This window comes from Nocardia sp. CDC519 (assembly GCF_059509835.1).
In genome coordinates, this window is sequence record NZ_CM183377.1 from 2,299,784 (window position 1) to 2,313,827 (window position 14,044).

Annotated in this window: 15 protein-coding genes; 11 read left to right on the top strand and 4 right to left on the bottom strand. The window is 68.7% G+C overall.

Annotated features, from left to right (window positions below; translation table 11 throughout):
- Window positions 1-780 carry a metal-dependent transcriptional regulator gene (locus tag AC5W7N_RS10280; RefSeq protein ID WP_228815112.1) on the bottom strand — a complete coding sequence of 260 codons (780 nt, stop codon included), beginning with the start codon at window positions 778-780 and terminating at the stop codon, window positions 1-3.
- A 135-nt stretch (window positions 781-915) separates the two neighbouring features.
- Between AC5W7N_RS10280 and AC5W7N_RS10285 the strand changes: the two genes are divergently transcribed.
- From AC5W7N_RS10285 to AC5W7N_RS10300, 4 genes are all read left to right on the top strand, one after another.
- Window positions 916-1,884 (top strand): bifunctional riboflavin kinase/FAD synthetase, encoded by a 969-nt coding sequence (locus AC5W7N_RS10285; RefSeq protein WP_195019689.1) that lies wholly within the window; start codon window positions 916-918, stop codon window positions 1,882-1,884.
- A 138-nt stretch (window positions 1,885-2,022) separates the two neighbouring features.
- Window positions 2,023-2,292, top strand: coding sequence for a 30S ribosomal protein S15 (gene rpsO / locus AC5W7N_RS10290; protein ID WP_163811825.1), 270 nt, complete (start codon window positions 2,023-2,025; stop codon window positions 2,290-2,292).
- Between the two features lie 367 nt (window positions 2,293-2,659).
- Window positions 2,660-4,930 (top strand): polyribonucleotide nucleotidyltransferase, encoded by a 2,271-nt coding sequence (locus tag AC5W7N_RS10295; protein WP_195007029.1) that lies wholly within the window; start codon window positions 2,660-2,662, stop codon window positions 4,928-4,930.
- An 80-nt stretch (window positions 4,931-5,010) separates the two neighbouring features.
- Window positions 5,011-6,324: a M16 family metallopeptidase gene (locus AC5W7N_RS10300; protein ID WP_163811830.1), complete on the top strand. Its 1,314-nt coding sequence runs from the start codon at window positions 5,011-5,013 to the stop codon at window positions 6,322-6,324.
- A gap of 75 nt (window positions 6,325-6,399) precedes the next feature.
- On the opposite strand, the gene AC5W7N_RS10305 is transcribed toward AC5W7N_RS10300, so the two are convergent.
- On the bottom strand, window positions 6,400-6,732 hold the full coding sequence (locus AC5W7N_RS10305) for an ArsR/SmtB family transcription factor (protein ID WP_163811832.1): 333 nt from the start codon (window positions 6,730-6,732) through the stop codon (window positions 6,400-6,402).
- A 93-nt stretch (window positions 6,733-6,825) separates the two neighbouring features.
- On the opposite strand from AC5W7N_RS10305, the gene AC5W7N_RS10310 reads away from it, so the two are divergent.
- Window positions 6,826-8,043: an MFS transporter gene (locus AC5W7N_RS10310; RefSeq protein ID WP_194991069.1), complete on the top strand. Its 1,218-nt coding sequence runs from the start codon at window positions 6,826-6,828 to the stop codon at window positions 8,041-8,043.
- Between the two features lie 24 nt (window positions 8,044-8,067).
- On the opposite strand, the gene AC5W7N_RS10315 is transcribed toward AC5W7N_RS10310, so the two are convergent.
- A complete protein-coding gene (locus AC5W7N_RS10315; protein ID WP_194991068.1) occupies window positions 8,068-8,463 on the bottom strand; it encodes a hypothetical protein in 396 nt (131 codons plus the stop codon).
- Between the two features lie 114 nt (window positions 8,464-8,577).
- Complete coding sequence (locus tag AC5W7N_RS10320) at window positions 8,578-8,973, bottom strand: VOC family protein (RefSeq protein WP_163812025.1); 396 nt, start codon at window positions 8,971-8,973, stop codon at window positions 8,578-8,580.
- 242 nt (window positions 8,974-9,215) lie between these two features.
- Here AC5W7N_RS10320 and dapB point away from each other — a divergent pair, with 242 nt between their 5' ends.
- The 6 genes from dapB to AC5W7N_RS10350 all read left to right on the top strand — a co-directional run bounded on the left by dapB (window position 9,216) and on the right by AC5W7N_RS10350 (window position 14,037).
- Window positions 9,216-9,968: a 4-hydroxy-tetrahydrodipicolinate reductase gene (dapB, locus tag AC5W7N_RS10325; protein ID WP_081597358.1), complete on the top strand. Its 753-nt coding sequence runs from the start codon at window positions 9,216-9,218 to the stop codon at window positions 9,966-9,968.
- Between the two features lie 56 nt (window positions 9,969-10,024).
- Complete coding sequence (locus AC5W7N_RS10330; RefSeq protein ID WP_194992918.1) at window positions 10,025-10,468, top strand: hypothetical protein; 444 nt, start codon at window positions 10,025-10,027, stop codon at window positions 10,466-10,468.
- Window positions 10,469-10,490: 22 nt separating this feature from the next.
- Window positions 10,491-10,943 (top strand): flavodoxin family protein, encoded by a 453-nt coding sequence (locus tag AC5W7N_RS10335; RefSeq protein ID WP_280499195.1) that lies wholly within the window; start codon window positions 10,491-10,493, stop codon window positions 10,941-10,943.
- 97 nt (window positions 10,944-11,040) lie between these two features.
- Window positions 11,041-11,742, top strand: a complete 702-nt coding sequence (locus AC5W7N_RS10340; protein ID WP_163811840.1) for a response regulator transcription factor — start codon at window positions 11,041-11,043, stop codon at window positions 11,740-11,742.
- Complete coding sequence (locus tag AC5W7N_RS10345; RefSeq protein WP_195019687.1) at window positions 11,739-13,025, top strand: ATP-binding protein; 1,287 nt, start codon at window positions 11,739-11,741, stop codon at window positions 13,023-13,025. Before AC5W7N_RS10340 ends, AC5W7N_RS10345 begins: the two co-directional genes overlap by 4 nt.
- Window positions 13,018-14,037, top strand: a complete 1,020-nt coding sequence (locus AC5W7N_RS10350; protein ID WP_175585820.1) for a DUF8320 family protein — start codon at window positions 13,018-13,020, stop codon at window positions 14,035-14,037. Before AC5W7N_RS10345 ends, AC5W7N_RS10350 begins: the two co-directional genes overlap by 8 nt.
- Window positions 14,038-14,044 lie beyond the last annotated feature (7 nt).

The window sequence follows — 14,044 nt, forward strand, 5'->3', positions numbered from 1 at the left end:
TCAGAGCGCGGTCAACCAGATCGCATCCGCGGCCGGGGTGCCCAGATCCACCGATTGGTCGCCCGCACCCACCCGGATGGCGATGGTTCCGGCGAAATCGCGGCGCTCCACCACCGTGATCGGGGTGTCGAGGGCGATGCCGACCTCGTCGAAATAGCGCAGCATGGCCGGATCGGAATCGGAGATGCGCGCCACCCGGCCGCCTTCGCCGTCACCGAAATCGCTGAGCTGACGGGCCGGGGGAGTGGGGACAGCGCCGTCGACCGACGGAATCGGATCGCCGTGCGGATCACGGTCCGGATAGCCGAGTTTCGCGTCGATGCGCGCCATCAGCAGATCCGAGACCGCGTGCTCGAGCACCTCGGCCTCGTCGTGTACCTCGTCCCAGCCGTACCCGAGTTCGTTCACCAGGAAGGTCTCGATCAACCGGTGGCGGCGCACCATCGCCACCGCGGCCAGCCTGCCGTGCTCGGTGAGCGTGATCGCCCCGTATCTGGCATGCTCGACCAGCCCCTGATCGGCCAGCTTGCGCACCGCCTCCGACACCGTGGAGGCCGACACCCCGATCCGCTCGGCGAGCAATTTGGTCGACACCTTCTCCTGCGACCACTCCTGCGCGGTCCAGATGACCTTCAGGTAGTCCTGCGCCACCGATGACAGCACCGGTGCGATCGTGGTCGCACCGGCGTGGCTCGCGTCGGGGTTGCCGGTGAGGGCATCGGCCAGTTCCCGCCGGGTGGCGACATCTCGTTTACCGGGCACATCTTCGAGCTTAGGCATAGGAGCGGCGATACACACATCACGCCATGCGCGAGAAACCCGCCATTCGCCGGCGCCTCACCGCGGCTACACCGGGGCGGTGCGATGAGCATGCCGGAATACTGTTCGACACCTGATTTGCGTAGGCTGCGCACTGTGCAGAGATGGCGAAGTCTCGACGAAGTTCCCGCGGACTGGGGCCGGTGTGTGCTCACGATCGGCGTATTCGACGGGGTCCACCGTGGGCACGCTCAGCTGATCAGCCGTGCCGTCAAGTCGGCTGCCGCACGCGGAGTTCCGGCGGTGCTGATGACCTTCGACCCGCACCCGATGGAAGTGGTGCGTCCCGGCTCGCATCCCGCCCAGCTGACCACGCTGACCCGCCGCGCCGAATTGGCCGAGGAACTCGGCGTCGACGTCTTCTGCGTCATGCCGTTCACCCAGGAATTCATGAAACTGACCCCCGCCCGCTACGTGCACGACCTGCTGGTCGAGCGGCTGCACGTGGCCGAGGTGGTGGTCGGTGACAACTTCACCTTCGGCAAGAAGGCGGCGGGCACCGTCGAGACCATGCGCGATCTCGGCAAGCGCTTCGGCTTCGAGGTCGACGCGGTGACCCTGCTCGGCGAGCACGCCGTCACCTTCTCCTCCACCTACATCCGGGCCTGCGTGGACGCAGGCGATATGGCCGCGGCCGCGGAGGCGCTCGGGCGCCCGCACCGGGTCGAGGGTGTGGTGGTGCACGGTGACGGTCGCGGCCGCGAACTCGGCTTCCCCACCGCCAACGTCGCACCCCCGATGCACGCCGCCATTCCCGCCGACGGTGTGTACGCCGGCTGGTTCACCGTGCTCGGGCCAGGGCCGACCATCGGCACCGTCACCCCGGGTGAGCGCGCCATGGCCGCCATCTCCGTCGGCACCAACCCCACCTTCTCCGGCCGTGCGCGCACCGTCGAGGCCTATGTACTCGACGGCGAAGCCGACCTCTACGGCCAGCACGTAGCCGTCGACTTCGTCGAGCACCTGCGCGGCATGCAGAAATTCGACTCACTCGACGATCTGATCGAGGCCATGAGCCGCGACGTCGCGAACGCGCGCAAGGTGCTCGGCGGCACCGAGGCCTGAACCGCGGCGAGCACCCGATTCGGTCCGGCGCGCCCGGTCGGGTAGGGTGGATCCTCGGGTTTGCTGCGGTCCGCGGCGGCGCCCCACCGGTTCGCCGGATCCTCGAGCGCGGAACTGAGAAACAGGAGTGGATGCCCCATGGCGTTGACCACCGAGCAGAAGAAGGCGATTCTCGCCGAGTACGGCCTGCACGAGACCGACACCGGTTCGCCGGAGGCGCAGATCGCGCTGCTGTCCAAGCGCATCTCCGACATCACCGAGCACCTCAAGAAGCACAAGCACGACCACCACACCCGCCACGGCCTGATGGCGCTGATCGGTCGTCGCAAGCGCCTGTCGAAGTACCTGGCGGACAAGGACATCACCCGCTACCGCTCGCTGATCGAGCGCCTCGGTCTGCGTCGCTGATCATCGCGTCCGCGCCCTGCCGACACGCGGTTACGGCAAGGCAGTAGACGACCCGGCCAACGGGGAGCTTACAATCTCCCCGTTGGCTTTTTCGTGCCCGGGGGAGGAATAATCCCTGCACGACAACACAGCCGTATGCACCCGTCCTCGTGGCGTCGGTCTTCGGTAGTGGCTTTTCGGCCGGTGGCATACCGCCGGAGGGCTTCGATCGATGACCGCCTCCGCGTCGCCGTATCCAAGGGGATACCGGCCGGGTGTGCGCGTCGCAGCCAGGAGGGCTGCCGCGTGCCCCGTCAGGTACGGCTGACACAGCCGGATCGCGCCGACGGCGCCGGGTCCGGCGAGACGAGAGGTTGAGAGAAGAAAAATGTCCGAAACCACCGAACGCGCGAACAGCACGGCCGTCGAGGTCGAGCCCGGAGTCTTCGAATCCGTCGCGCTGATCGACAACGGGAGCTACGGCACCCGCACCATCCGCTTCGAGACCGGCCGTCTGGCCCGTCAGGCCGCCGGCTCGGTCGTGGCCTACCTCGACGACGAGACCATGCTGCTGTCGGCCACCACCGCCGGTAAGCACCCCAAAGACCAGTTCGACTTCTTCCCGCTGACGGTCGACGTCGAAGAGCGGATGTACGCCGCGGGCCGCATCCCCGGTTCGTTCTTCCGCCGTGAGGGCCGCCCCTCCACCGACGCGATTCTCACCTGCCGCCTGATCGACCGGCCGCTGCGTCCGTCGTTCGTCGACGGCCTGCGCAACGAGATCCAGGTCGTGGTCACGGTGATGAGCCTGGATCCCAACGACCTCTACGACGTCGTCGCCATCAACGCCGCCTCGGCGTCCACCCAGATCGCCGGACTGCCGTTCTCCGGCCCGGTCGGCGGCGTGCGCGTCGCCCTGATCGAGGGCCAGTGGGTCGCGTTCCCGACCGTCGAGCAGCTCGAGGGCGCGGTGTTCGACATGGTCGTCGCCGGTCGCGTGGTCGACTCCGGCGACGTCGCCATCATGATGGTCGAGGCCGAGGCCACCGACAAGGTCATCGAGCTGATCGAGGGCGGCGCGCAGGCGCCCACCGAGGCCGTCGTGGCCGAGGGCCTCGAGGCCGCCAAGCCGTTCATCGCCCGGCTGTGCCGCGCCCAGGCCGATCTGGCCGCGCTGGCCGCCAAGCCGACCGGTGAGTTCCCGCTGTTCCCGCCGTACGAGGCCGATGTCTTCGAGGCCGTGGAGGGCACCGCCAAGCGTGAGCTGAACGAGGCGCTCAGCATCGCCGACAAGCAGGAGCGCGAGGCGAAGATCGACGAGATCAAGCTCGAGGTGCTCTCGCGCCTCGGCGAGGATTTCGTCGGCCGGGAGAAGGAGCTGGGCGCGGCGTTCCGCTCGGTCACCAAGAAGCTGGTGCGCCAGCGCATCCTCACCGACGGTTTCCGCATCGACGGCCGTGGCCTGGCCGATATCCGCGCGCTGTCCGCGGAGGTCGCCGTGGTGCCGCGGGCACACGGTTCGGCGCTGTTCGAGCGCGGTGAGACCCAGATCCTGGGCATCACCACCCTGGACATGGTCAAGATGGCCCAGCAGGTCGACTCGCTCGGTCCCGAGACCAGCAAGCGCTACATGCACCACTACAACTTCCCGCCGTTCTCCACCGGTGAGACCGGCCGCGTCGGCTCGCCCAAGCGGCGCGAGATCGGTCACGGCGCGCTCGCCGAGCGCGCGCTGATCCCGGTGCTGCCCAGCCAGGAGGAGTTCCCCTACGCCATCCGTCAGGTGTCGGAGGCGCTGGGCTCCAACGGCTCCACCTCGATGGGTTCGGTGTGTGCCTCCACCCTCGCGCTGCTCAACGCCGGTGTGCCGCTCAAGGCGCCGGTCGCCGGTATCGCCATGGGCCTGGTGTCGGACACCGTCACCAACGACAAGGGTGAGGACGAGGTCCGCTACGTCGCGCTGACCGACATCCTCGGCGCCGAGGACGCCTTCGGTGACATGGACTTCAAGGTCGCCGGTACCCGCGACTTCGTCACCGCGCTGCAGCTGGACACCAAGCTCGACGGCATCCCCTCCAAGGTGCTGGCCGGTGCGCTGGGCCAGGCGCACGACGCCCGCAACACCATCCTGGACGTGATGGCCGAGGCCATCGCCACCCCGGACGAGATGAGCCCCTACGCCCCGCGCGTCACCGCGATCAAGATCCCGGTCGACAAGATCGGCGAGGTGATCGGGCCCAAGGGCAAGGTGATCAACCAGATCACCGAGGAGACCGGCGCCAACATCTCCATCGAGGACGACGGCACCGTGTTCGTCGGCGCCACCGACGGCCCCTCGGCGCAGGCCGCGATCGACCAGATCAACGCCATCGCCAACCCGCAGCTGCCCAAGGTGGGCGAACGCTTCCTCGGCACGGTCGTCAAGACCACCGCCTTCGGCGCGTTCGTCTCGCTGCTGCCGGGCCGCGACGGTCTGGTCCACATCTCCAAGCTGGGCAACGGCAAGCGGGTGGCCAAGGTCGAAGACGTGGTCAACGTCGGCGACAAGCTGCGCGTGGAGATCGCCGATATCGACAACCGCGGCAAGATCTCGCTGATCCCGGTCGAGGAGACCACCGATGAGCCCACCGGCGATGCGGACGCGCCCGCGGGCGAGTAGTACTTGACGGTGTGACGAAGCAGAACTCGGCAACCCCCTTGCTCCTGAACGGGCAAGGGGGTTCGTCATCGAATTGGCGGGTGAACAAAACGGAGACGGCGACTGGGACCGGAGTCCGGCGCACGGTGCTGCCCGGCGGGCTGCGGGTGGTGACCGAGCATCTACCCGGGGTGCGTTCGGCCTCGATCGGCGTATGGGTGGGGGTCGGCTCGCGGGACGAGGGCCCGACCGTCGCCGGCGCCGCGCACTTCCTCGAGCACCTGCTGTTCAAGGCCACACCCACCCGCACCGCGCTCGATATCGCCGAGGCGATGGACGCGGTGGGCGGTGAGTTGAACGCGTTCACCGCCAAGGAGCAGACCTGCTACTACGCCCATGTGCTGGACGAGGATCTGCCGCTGGCGGTGGAGTTGGTCTCCGATGTGGTGCTCAACGGGCTGTGCCGGTCCGAAGATGTGGACATCGAGCGGCAGGTGGTGCTCGAAGAGATCGCCATGCGCGATGACGACCCGGAAGATCTCGTCGGCGACGCGTTCCTGACCGCGCTGTTCGGTGATCATCCGATCGGGCGGCCGGTGATCGGCTCGGTGGAGTCGATCGAGGGTATGCGTGCCACTCAGTTGCGCTCGTTCCATCAGCGCCGCTACCGGCCGGACCGGATGGTGGTCGCGGTGGCGGGCAATGTGGAGCACGAGCACACCGTGGAGTTGGTGCATCGCGCCTTCGCCGACCGGCTCGATCCCACCGCCGAGCCGATGCCGCGGCGTGAGGGCCGGTTCCGGATGCGGACGGCGCCGCAACTGCACTGGAGCCACCGCGACAGCGAACAGTCGCATCTGGTGTTCGGGGTGCGTGCCTTCGGCAGGCATGAAGGCGAACGCCGCTGGCCGCTGTCGGTGCTCAACACCGTGATCGGCGGCGGACTGAGTTCGCGGCTGTTCCAACGCATCCGGGAAGAACGCGGCCTGGCGTATTCGGTGTATTCGAGCGTGGACACCTTCGCCGACACCGGCGCCTTCTCGGTGTACATCGGGTGTCAGCCGGAGAACCTGGCCGAGGTCGCGGCCCTGGCTCGTGGCGTGCTGGAAGAGGTCGCCGCGGACGGCATCACCGACGCCGAATGCGCCCGCGCCAAGGGGTCCCTGCGCGGTGGACTGGTGCTCGGGCTCGAGGATTCCTCGTCGCGGATGAACCGCATCGGCCGCAGCGAACTCAGCTACGGCAACCACCGCAGCGTCTCCGAGACACTGGCCCGCATCGACGCGGTCACCACCGAGGAGGTCAGTGATATCGCGCGCACCCTGCTGGCGCGGCCGTTCGGTGCGTCGGTGGCCGGGCCGTACCGGCGCACGCGCGACCTGCCTGCGGCGGTGCGGCGGCTCGTCGAGGGCTGATCGCGCGGGTGTCGGCCCCGCCGGGCGTCCGACGTCCGGAGAGCGTCGGTGCGGCCGGGTCCCGTGAGTGGATTCTCAGTCGCCCTGAGCCCGGTTGGCGGCCTCGACCACCGAGGCCAGCAATCCGGGCAGCGCCTCGTCGAGGGCGTCGGTGCGCAACCGCTGGCAGGTCTGGCCGTCGATCACCAGCCGTTCGATGACGCCCGCCTCGCGCAGGATCTTGAAATGGTGGGTGGCGGTGGACTTGTTGATCACGTCGTAGAGCGCGCCGCAGCGCACCGCGGTGCCCGCATTGCTGAGCCGGCGCACCATCTCGAGGCGCACCGGATCCTGGAGCGCGCCGAGCACAACGGGAAGCGCGGCCACGGGGTGGACCTCGGTGCCGGTGACCGCTGTGGTGTCCGTCATGATCTACCTCACTGGGGGGTTTGATGATCGTCATACCGTGCGTTATCGTCGATTCGGTTCGATCATTATCAAACTTACCTGATCGGGGTTTCGATGGCAGCGACAACGGCAGTGCCCGTCCAAGAGCGGGCCGCGCAGTCGTGGGCATACGCTCTGGTGCTGGCCGCCAGTGGCGTCGCGCTCGGGGTCTCCGGGGTACCGGCCCCGCTGTACGGCATCTACGAGCGGGAATGGCATCTGTCGCCGCTCACCACCACCATCGTGTTCGCCGTCTACGCGGTCGCGGCGCTCGGCGCGGTGCTGGTTTCCGGCCGGATCTCCGATGTGGTGGGGCGCAAACCCGTGCTGCTCGGTGCGTTCGCCACGATGATCGTCGGGCTGATCGTGTTCGTGCTGGCCGATACGGTGCCGATGCTGTTGCTGGCGCGGGCGCTGCACGGTTTCGCCGTCGGTGCGACGGTGGTGGCGGGTGCGGCGGCGCTGCTGGATCTGCGTCCGCATCGCGGCGCGCGGTCGGGTCAGCTCACCGGCGTCGCCTTCAATGTCGGGATGGCGGTGGCGATCCTCGGTTCGGCGTTGCTCGCGCAATACGCGCCGAATCCGCTGCGCACGCCGTATGTGGTGATCAGCGTGATCTGCTTGATCATCGGCGTCGGCGTGCTGGCATTGCGCGAACCGCATGTCGCGCGGGTCGCCGGACGGATCCGGATCGCCAAGCCCGCCGTGCCACAGGAGATTCGCGGTGATTTCTGGTTCTCCGCCATCGGGGTGATGGCGGCCTGGTCCGTGCTCGGTGTGCTGCTGTCGCTGTACCCGTCACTGGCCGCGGAGAAGACCGGCATCCACAATCTCGTCTTCGGTGGGCTGGTCGTCGCCTCGACCGCGCTGTCGGCGGCGCTGGCGCAGTTGTTCGCCACCGGCGTGCCCGCCCGGGCGGCGGCCATCATCGGCGATATCGGGATGGCGATCGCGCTGCTGCTGACCGTGCCCGCACTCGGCACCCACAACTGGGTGGCCGTGATCGGAATCGGGCTGGCGCTCGGCGCCACCTTCGGGCTCGGTTTCGGTGGCTCGCTGCGCCACCTGTCCAACGTCGTGCCGCAGCACAAGCGCGGCGAGACCATGTCGGCCTATTACCTGCTGGCCTATTCGGCGATGGCATTGCCCACCGTCGTCGCCGGCTGGGCCGCGACGACCTGGGGTTTGAGCACGGTCTTCCCATGGTTCGTCGGTGCGGTGGCGCTGGCCTGCCTGATCGCGGCGGGTCTGGGGCTGCGCCGGGGGCGGGCCGAGGCGGAGGCCGCAGTCTGAATCGCGGGGCGCGTTCGCCGTCGATCAGCGGGCGGCGAACGCGGTTTCGTGGACCGTCAGCCACTGCACGGCGGGCTCGGTGCCCGCTCGTGTCACCACCGCGGTCACTCGACGGTGCGAAATCGCTCCGGCATGGTGGTGTGATTCCAGGAATCGCACCACCACAATGTCGAATTCCTCGGCGAGCTCTTCGAATTCGCTGATATCGATACGTAGGCCCGGACTGGTATTGCGGGCGGCGCGAAGGCCGTTCAGGAGTTCGGTTCGCCGAAGGGTATCGCCGGCCGTGGTCACCATCGAAAACGATTCGTGCTGTGCCGCGGCGAATCGATCGAATACCGAGTCGGGCGCTTCCGAACCCAGCCAGGCGGCGAGGTCGTCGTGTAGTTCTCGGACGGCGGCTTCGATAACGGTGCCCATTCGGTATCCATTTCTGCCCAGGCGGCGGTGCTCGACGACGGGAGCCGCCGCCGCGAGTCGCTGCGCGGGTGAAAATGCGCAGGGGCCGGGTGTGGTGGAACCCGGCCCCGCTCGCTACTGCGGCCAGCCTCCGTACGGGACGGTGATCAGCTCCATGAAGTGCCCACTCGGGTCGAGGAAGTAGATGCCTCGGCCACCATCGTTGTGGTTGATCTCGCCCGGACGGCGCTGGTGCGGATCGGCCCAGTACTCCAGCCGGTAGCGCTGGATCTTGTCGTAGGCCGCGTCGAATTCGGCTTCCGACACCAGGAACGCGTAATGCTGGGGCTGGATTTCGGTGATGTGCGGTGGGACATTCGCGAAATCGAAGGTGACGCCGTTACCGGTGGTGACCGGAATGAACGGGCCCCATTCGGTGCCGATGTCCACACCCAGAATGTCCGCCCAGAATTCGGCGGACACCCGATTGTCCTTACATCCGACAATGGTGTGATTGAACTGTACTGGCAGGGGAATTTCTCCTCGAGTAGTGACGGTCCCGACCCCGGGCTCGGTACAAGGCGGCCAACGGGAGCACCGTCACGAGAGAACACATTAACGTCTGATCCGCGGCGCTGCCAAGTCCCGATTTCGCTTGCGGCACCGCGCCATCCGGCGACTGTGACCGGGCCCGCAGGTGCGGGCGCCGACCGCACCGCGCAAGAACGTTAGGCTCGGCGGAAACAGCCGGACGAGAAGTAGGGAGACCAATCGTGACCGCACCGATTCGGGTGGGTGTGCTCGGCGCGCAGGGCAAGGTCGGACAGGCGATCTGCGCGGCGGTCGAGGCCGCCGCCGATCTGGAGCTGGTCGCGGGCGTCGACAAGGATGATCCGCTGGAGAAATTCCTGGAGACCGGCACCCAGGTCGTGGTCGACTTCACCCATCCCGATGTGGTCATGGGCAATCTGAAGTTCCTGGTCGAGCACGGCATCCACGCCGTGGTCGGCACTACCGGCTTCGACGCCGCCCGCCTCGACGAGGTGCGCGGCTGGCTGGCGGGCAAGCCGCACGTCGGCGTGCTGATCGCGCCGAATTTCGCCATCGGTGCGGTGCTGTCGATGCGCTTCGCCGAGCAGGCGGCGCGGTTCTTCGAATCCGTCGAGGTCATCGAGCTGCATCACCCGAACAAGGCCGATGCGCCGTCGGGCACCGCCTACCGCACCGCCGGGCTGATCGCCGAGGCACGGGAGAAGGCCGGCGTCGGCCGCAGCCCCGACGCCACCAGCACCGAGCTCGACGGTGCGCGCGGCGCCGATGTCGACGGCGTGCGGGTGCATTCGGTGCGCCTGGCCGGACTCGTCGCGCACCAGGAGGTGCTGTTCGGCACCCAGGGCGAAACGTTGACCATCCGGCACGACTCGATCGACCGGTCCTCCTTCGCGCCCGGTGTGCTGCTCGGGGTGCGTCGCATCGCCGACCGCCCGGGACTCACCGTCGGGCTCGATCCGCTGCTCGACCTGTGAGCGCACCGGAGCCCGCCGAGGCCGGGCCGAGCCGGGACGTGATCAAGATCGTCGCCATGGTGGCGGTGCTCGTCCTGGTGCTGGTCTTCTACTTCCTGTTGCTCGGCAAGATCGCGTTCAGCCTGATCGGTTCCGGTGACGGCGCCGCCATCGCCATCGGGATCGGCGTGCTGATCCTGCCGCTGCTCGGCGTCTGGATCGTCTACGCCACCGTGCGTGCCGCGCTCGCGCACCAGCACCTGGCCCGGCGCATCCACGACGAAGGCCTCGAACTGGATGTGTCGCAGCTGCCGCGCCGGCCGTCCGGCCGCATCGAACGCGCCGCAGCGGATGAGCTGTTCCTGAAGGTCAAGCAGGAATGGGAAGCCGACCCCGACAACTGGCGGGTCTCCTACCGGCTGGCCCGCGCCTACGACTACGCCGGCGACCGCGGCCGCGCCAGGGCCACCATGCGGCGTGCGGTGGAGTTGGAACGTCACGAACGCGCGCAGCGCGGATAGACCCCGGGATACCCTCGTCGTCGTGGCGCGACTGTTGATCATCCATCACACCCCGTCGCCGTTCATGCAGGCGATGTTCGAGGCCGTGGTCTCCGGCGCGACGGATCCGGAGATCGAAGGCGTGGAGGTGGTGCGCCGCGCAGCCCTCGCTGTCACACCGTCCGACGTGCTCGACGCCGACGGCTATCTGCTGGGCACGCCCGCCAACCTCGGGTACATGAGCGGCGCCCTCAAACACGCCTTCGATGTCATCTACTACCCGTGCCTCGATTCGACCCGCCGGCGGCCGTTCGGTGCGTATTTCCATGGCAACGAGGGCACCGAGGGCGCGGAAAAGGGCGTCACCTCGATCACCACCGGGCTCGGGTGGGTGAAAGCCGCGGACTACCTGGTGGTCTCGGGCAAGCCGAGCAAGGAGAACCTGGAAGCCTGCTGGGAACTCGGCGCGACGGTCGCGGCGGGCCTGGCCCCCTGACGCGCCCCCGAATATTGGTGGCTGACCACGCACGGCTTCGGCGGGCATACTGCTGAAGAACCAATTGTGCGGTCCGCGGTGGACCGGGTTGCTCGGGATGGGAGTTGTCGAGGTGACGTGGGCCGAAGGGGTCGAAAGCACTCCACGCCGGATAGGGCTGGTCGAAGACCATGAATCGGTCGCGATCGGCTTGGCGGCGATGCTCGCTCCGCATCCCGATCTCGACCTGGTGGCGACGGCTGGGACCGTCGCGGAACTGCTCGCCGATCCTGCCGTAGCCGATCCGGTGGATCTGGTGGTGCTGGATCTGCGGCTGGCCGACGGGTCCACGCCCGAAGACAATGTGCGTGCGCTGCGTGAGCGCGGCATGGAGGTGCTGGTGTTCACCGGCGCCGACAACGCCTTCCTGGTGCGTTCGGCGGCGCGTGCGGGTGTGCTCGGCGTGGTGCGCAAATCCGAGGATGTGCCCACTGTCGTGGCCGCGGTGCGCCGGGCGGCCTCCGGCGAACAGGTCGTCACCACCGACTGGGCCGCCGCCATCGATGGTGATCCGCAGTTGTCGAGCGTGGGTTTGAGCCCGCGTCAGGAAGAGGTGCTCACCCTCTACGCGTCGGGGGAGAAGGCGTCGCGGGTGGCTCGGCTCACCGGCCTGTCGGAACAGACCGTCAACGACTATCTGGGCCGGATCCGGCAGAAGTACGCCGACGCGGGCCGGCCCGCGCCCACCAAGACCGACCTGTACAAGCGCGCGGTGGAGGACGGATGGCTGCCGGTCCCCGAGCGGCATCCGCGCCCGTGACCGCGTCCAGCTTGCTGGACACCGCCCCGACCGCGCCCACCCCGCTCGACCGAGTTCGCGCGACCCGCTGGTGGCGCGGTCTGGCAGCGGTGTCGCGAGACCGAGCCGCCGACGGCGCCTCCGAACGCATCCTGCGCCGGTTCGGTTTGGTCGTGGGGCTGGCCGGAGTGATCGCCGCCCTGGTCGAACTGCCCGAGATCGCCGATCAGAGCCGCGATATCGCCCCCGGCTGGACGATCACCGCGGTGCTGCTGGCCTTCGGCATGTTCCCGATACTCGCCTTCGTGTCCATCGGGGCGCCGCCGCGGACCATCCGGCTCGTCAGCGGTGCGGCGGCGGTCAGTTTCCTGGCCGCGATGGTGGTGATCATGCTCGCCTACTCCCAGCCCACCGAGGCCGTGGGCTCGGTGTGGGTGTATCGCGTGCTCGCGCTCGGCGTGCTCGCGGCGGCCCTGGCATGGCCCACCGGGCCCGCGATCGGTTACCTGTTCGTCGGTTCGGCGCTGTCGGCCGTGGTCAATCTGTTCGTGGTGCCCGATGTCTCGGCGTTGACCACGGCGGGCGATTTCGCGCGGGCGGCCGGATTGTGCGCGCTGTTCCTGTGGTGTGTGGTCTACGCCAGGGAGGCGGGCATCCGGGTCGACCGGGAGTCGGAGGTGGCAGGCCGCCGGGCCGCCGCCGTCGCCGGCGCCGCCGCGCGCGACCGGGAACGTGCTCGGTTCGCCGCCCTCATCCACGACGCGGTGCTGTCCACCCTGCTGGACGCCTCCCGCGGCGGCACGGAATCGCCGGTGCTGCGTCGTCAGGCCGAGCGCACCCTGGAACAGCTCGACGAATCGCGCGCGGGCAGTACCGATCCGGACCATCTGGACGCGCAGTCGGCGATCGGTTTCCTGCGTTCGGCAGTGCACGAGGTGAATCCGGGCATCGAATTCACCGCCCGCCGCACCGCCGGATTCGACGATCTACGCCTGCCGGTAACCGCGGCGAGCACGATCGCCGCCGCTCTGGCCGAGGCCGCGCGCAACAGCCTGCGTCATGCCACGGTGCCGGGCCGCGAGGTGCGCCGCAGCGTCACCGTGACGGTCAGCGCCGGCGGTATCCGCACCGAAATGCGCGATGACGGCGCCGGATTCGATCAGAATGTGGTGCCGGTTGACCGGCTCGGCATCTCGGTGAGCATTCTCGGCCGGATGCGTCAGCTCGCCGGTGGCGCCGCGTTCGTGGAATCGCAGCCGGGCGAGGGGACGACGGTGACCTTGGTCTGGGGTGGCGATGGCTGAGACGAGTGCGGATTTCGGACTGCGCGATCTGCTCGGCCTGCGCGGTGCCGCGGGCTGGCTGTTCCTTGCCATCCTGGAGCTGACCATCGTGCTGTACATGGTCCGCAACTTCAGCGAGGCCTCGCCCGTGCCCGCAACGGCAGCGTTGGTGTTGCTGGTGGTGGCGGGCGTCGTGGTGCTGATGGCGCCGCACGAGCCGCTGCCCTGGCCGGCGACCGCCTACATCGTGATCGCCGGACCGCTGGCCACCGCGCTGACCACCTTCGACGTGCAGGAGTACGCGTCGAGTCAGGTGTGGACGGCTTTCGCGTCGTCGTATGTGCTCGCCGTGCTGGTGCTGCGCGGGCGGATGGGCGTGGCCTGGCTCGGCGTCGCCGGAGTGGCCGTCGTGGTGGCGGTGGTGGGTGCGGTGGCCGGGCTCTCGGCCGGGGTGATCGTCGGCTCGATCGTGCCGGTCGCCACCGTAGCGGGCGTGTCGGTGTGTGCGTTGATCATGCGGCCCACTCAGCGGTCGCTGCGGCTGCTGCGCGAGGAGGCCACCATGCGCGCGGCCGCCGAAGCCACGATGGCCGCCGAGAACGGTGAGCGCGATCGTCAGCTGGCCCGGCTGGACAAGGTGGCGCGCCCGATCCTGGAACGCATCGCCGACGGTGTCGAACTCACCCCGTACGAGCGCGAACAATGCCGGCTGCTGGAAGCCGAACTGCGCGACGGGCTGCGGGCGCCCCAGCTGGCCACCGACGAACTCAACAGCGCCGCCCGTGGTGCTCGCGCACGCGGAGTGGAGGTGGTGCTGCTCGATGACGGCGGATTCGACGGAGTGCCGCGCTCGGTGCGTCGTCGCGTGATCGAGGCGGCCATCCGTGAGCTGGACGCGGCCAACGCGGGCTCGGTGACCGTGCGAATCCTGCCGACCGGTCGCCGCATTCTGGCGACGGTGCTGGCGAACGCGCCCGAGCAGGACCGCCGCACCGAGATCGATCTGGCCGGGCAGGTCACGGTCACCACCTGAGCTGCCC

Excerpts from the sequence above, each read along its gene's own strand:
- AC5W7N_RS10340 (WP_163811840.1), top strand. The coding sequence starts at position 11,041 with ATGGGAGTTGTCGAGGTGACGTGGGCCGAAGGGGTCGAAAGCACTCCA.
- AC5W7N_RS10305 (WP_163811832.1), bottom strand. The coding sequence starts at position 6,732 with ATGACGGACACCACAGCGGTCACCGGCACCGAGGTCCACCCCGTGGCC.
- AC5W7N_RS10315 (WP_194991068.1), bottom strand. The coding sequence starts at position 8,463 with ATGGGCACCGTTATCGAAGCCGCCGTCCGAGAACTACACGACGACCTC.
- AC5W7N_RS10280 (WP_228815112.1), bottom strand. The coding sequence starts at position 780 with ATGCCTAAGCTCGAAGATGTGCCCGGTAAACGAGATGTCGCCACCCGG.
- AC5W7N_RS10295 (WP_195007029.1), top strand. The coding sequence starts at position 2,660 with ATGTCCGAAACCACCGAACGCGCGAACAGCACGGCCGTCGAGGTCGAG.
- AC5W7N_RS10330 (WP_194992918.1), top strand. The coding sequence starts at position 10,025 with ATGGTGGCGGTGCTCGTCCTGGTGCTGGTCTTCTACTTCCTGTTGCTC.
- rpsO (WP_163811825.1), top strand. The coding sequence starts at position 2,023 with ATGGCGTTGACCACCGAGCAGAAGAAGGCGATTCTCGCCGAGTACGGC.
- AC5W7N_RS10310 (WP_194991069.1), top strand. The coding sequence starts at position 6,826 with ATGGCAGCGACAACGGCAGTGCCCGTCCAAGAGCGGGCCGCGCAGTCG.
- AC5W7N_RS10350 (WP_175585820.1), top strand. The coding sequence starts at position 13,018 with ATGGCTGAGACGAGTGCGGATTTCGGACTGCGCGATCTGCTCGGCCTG.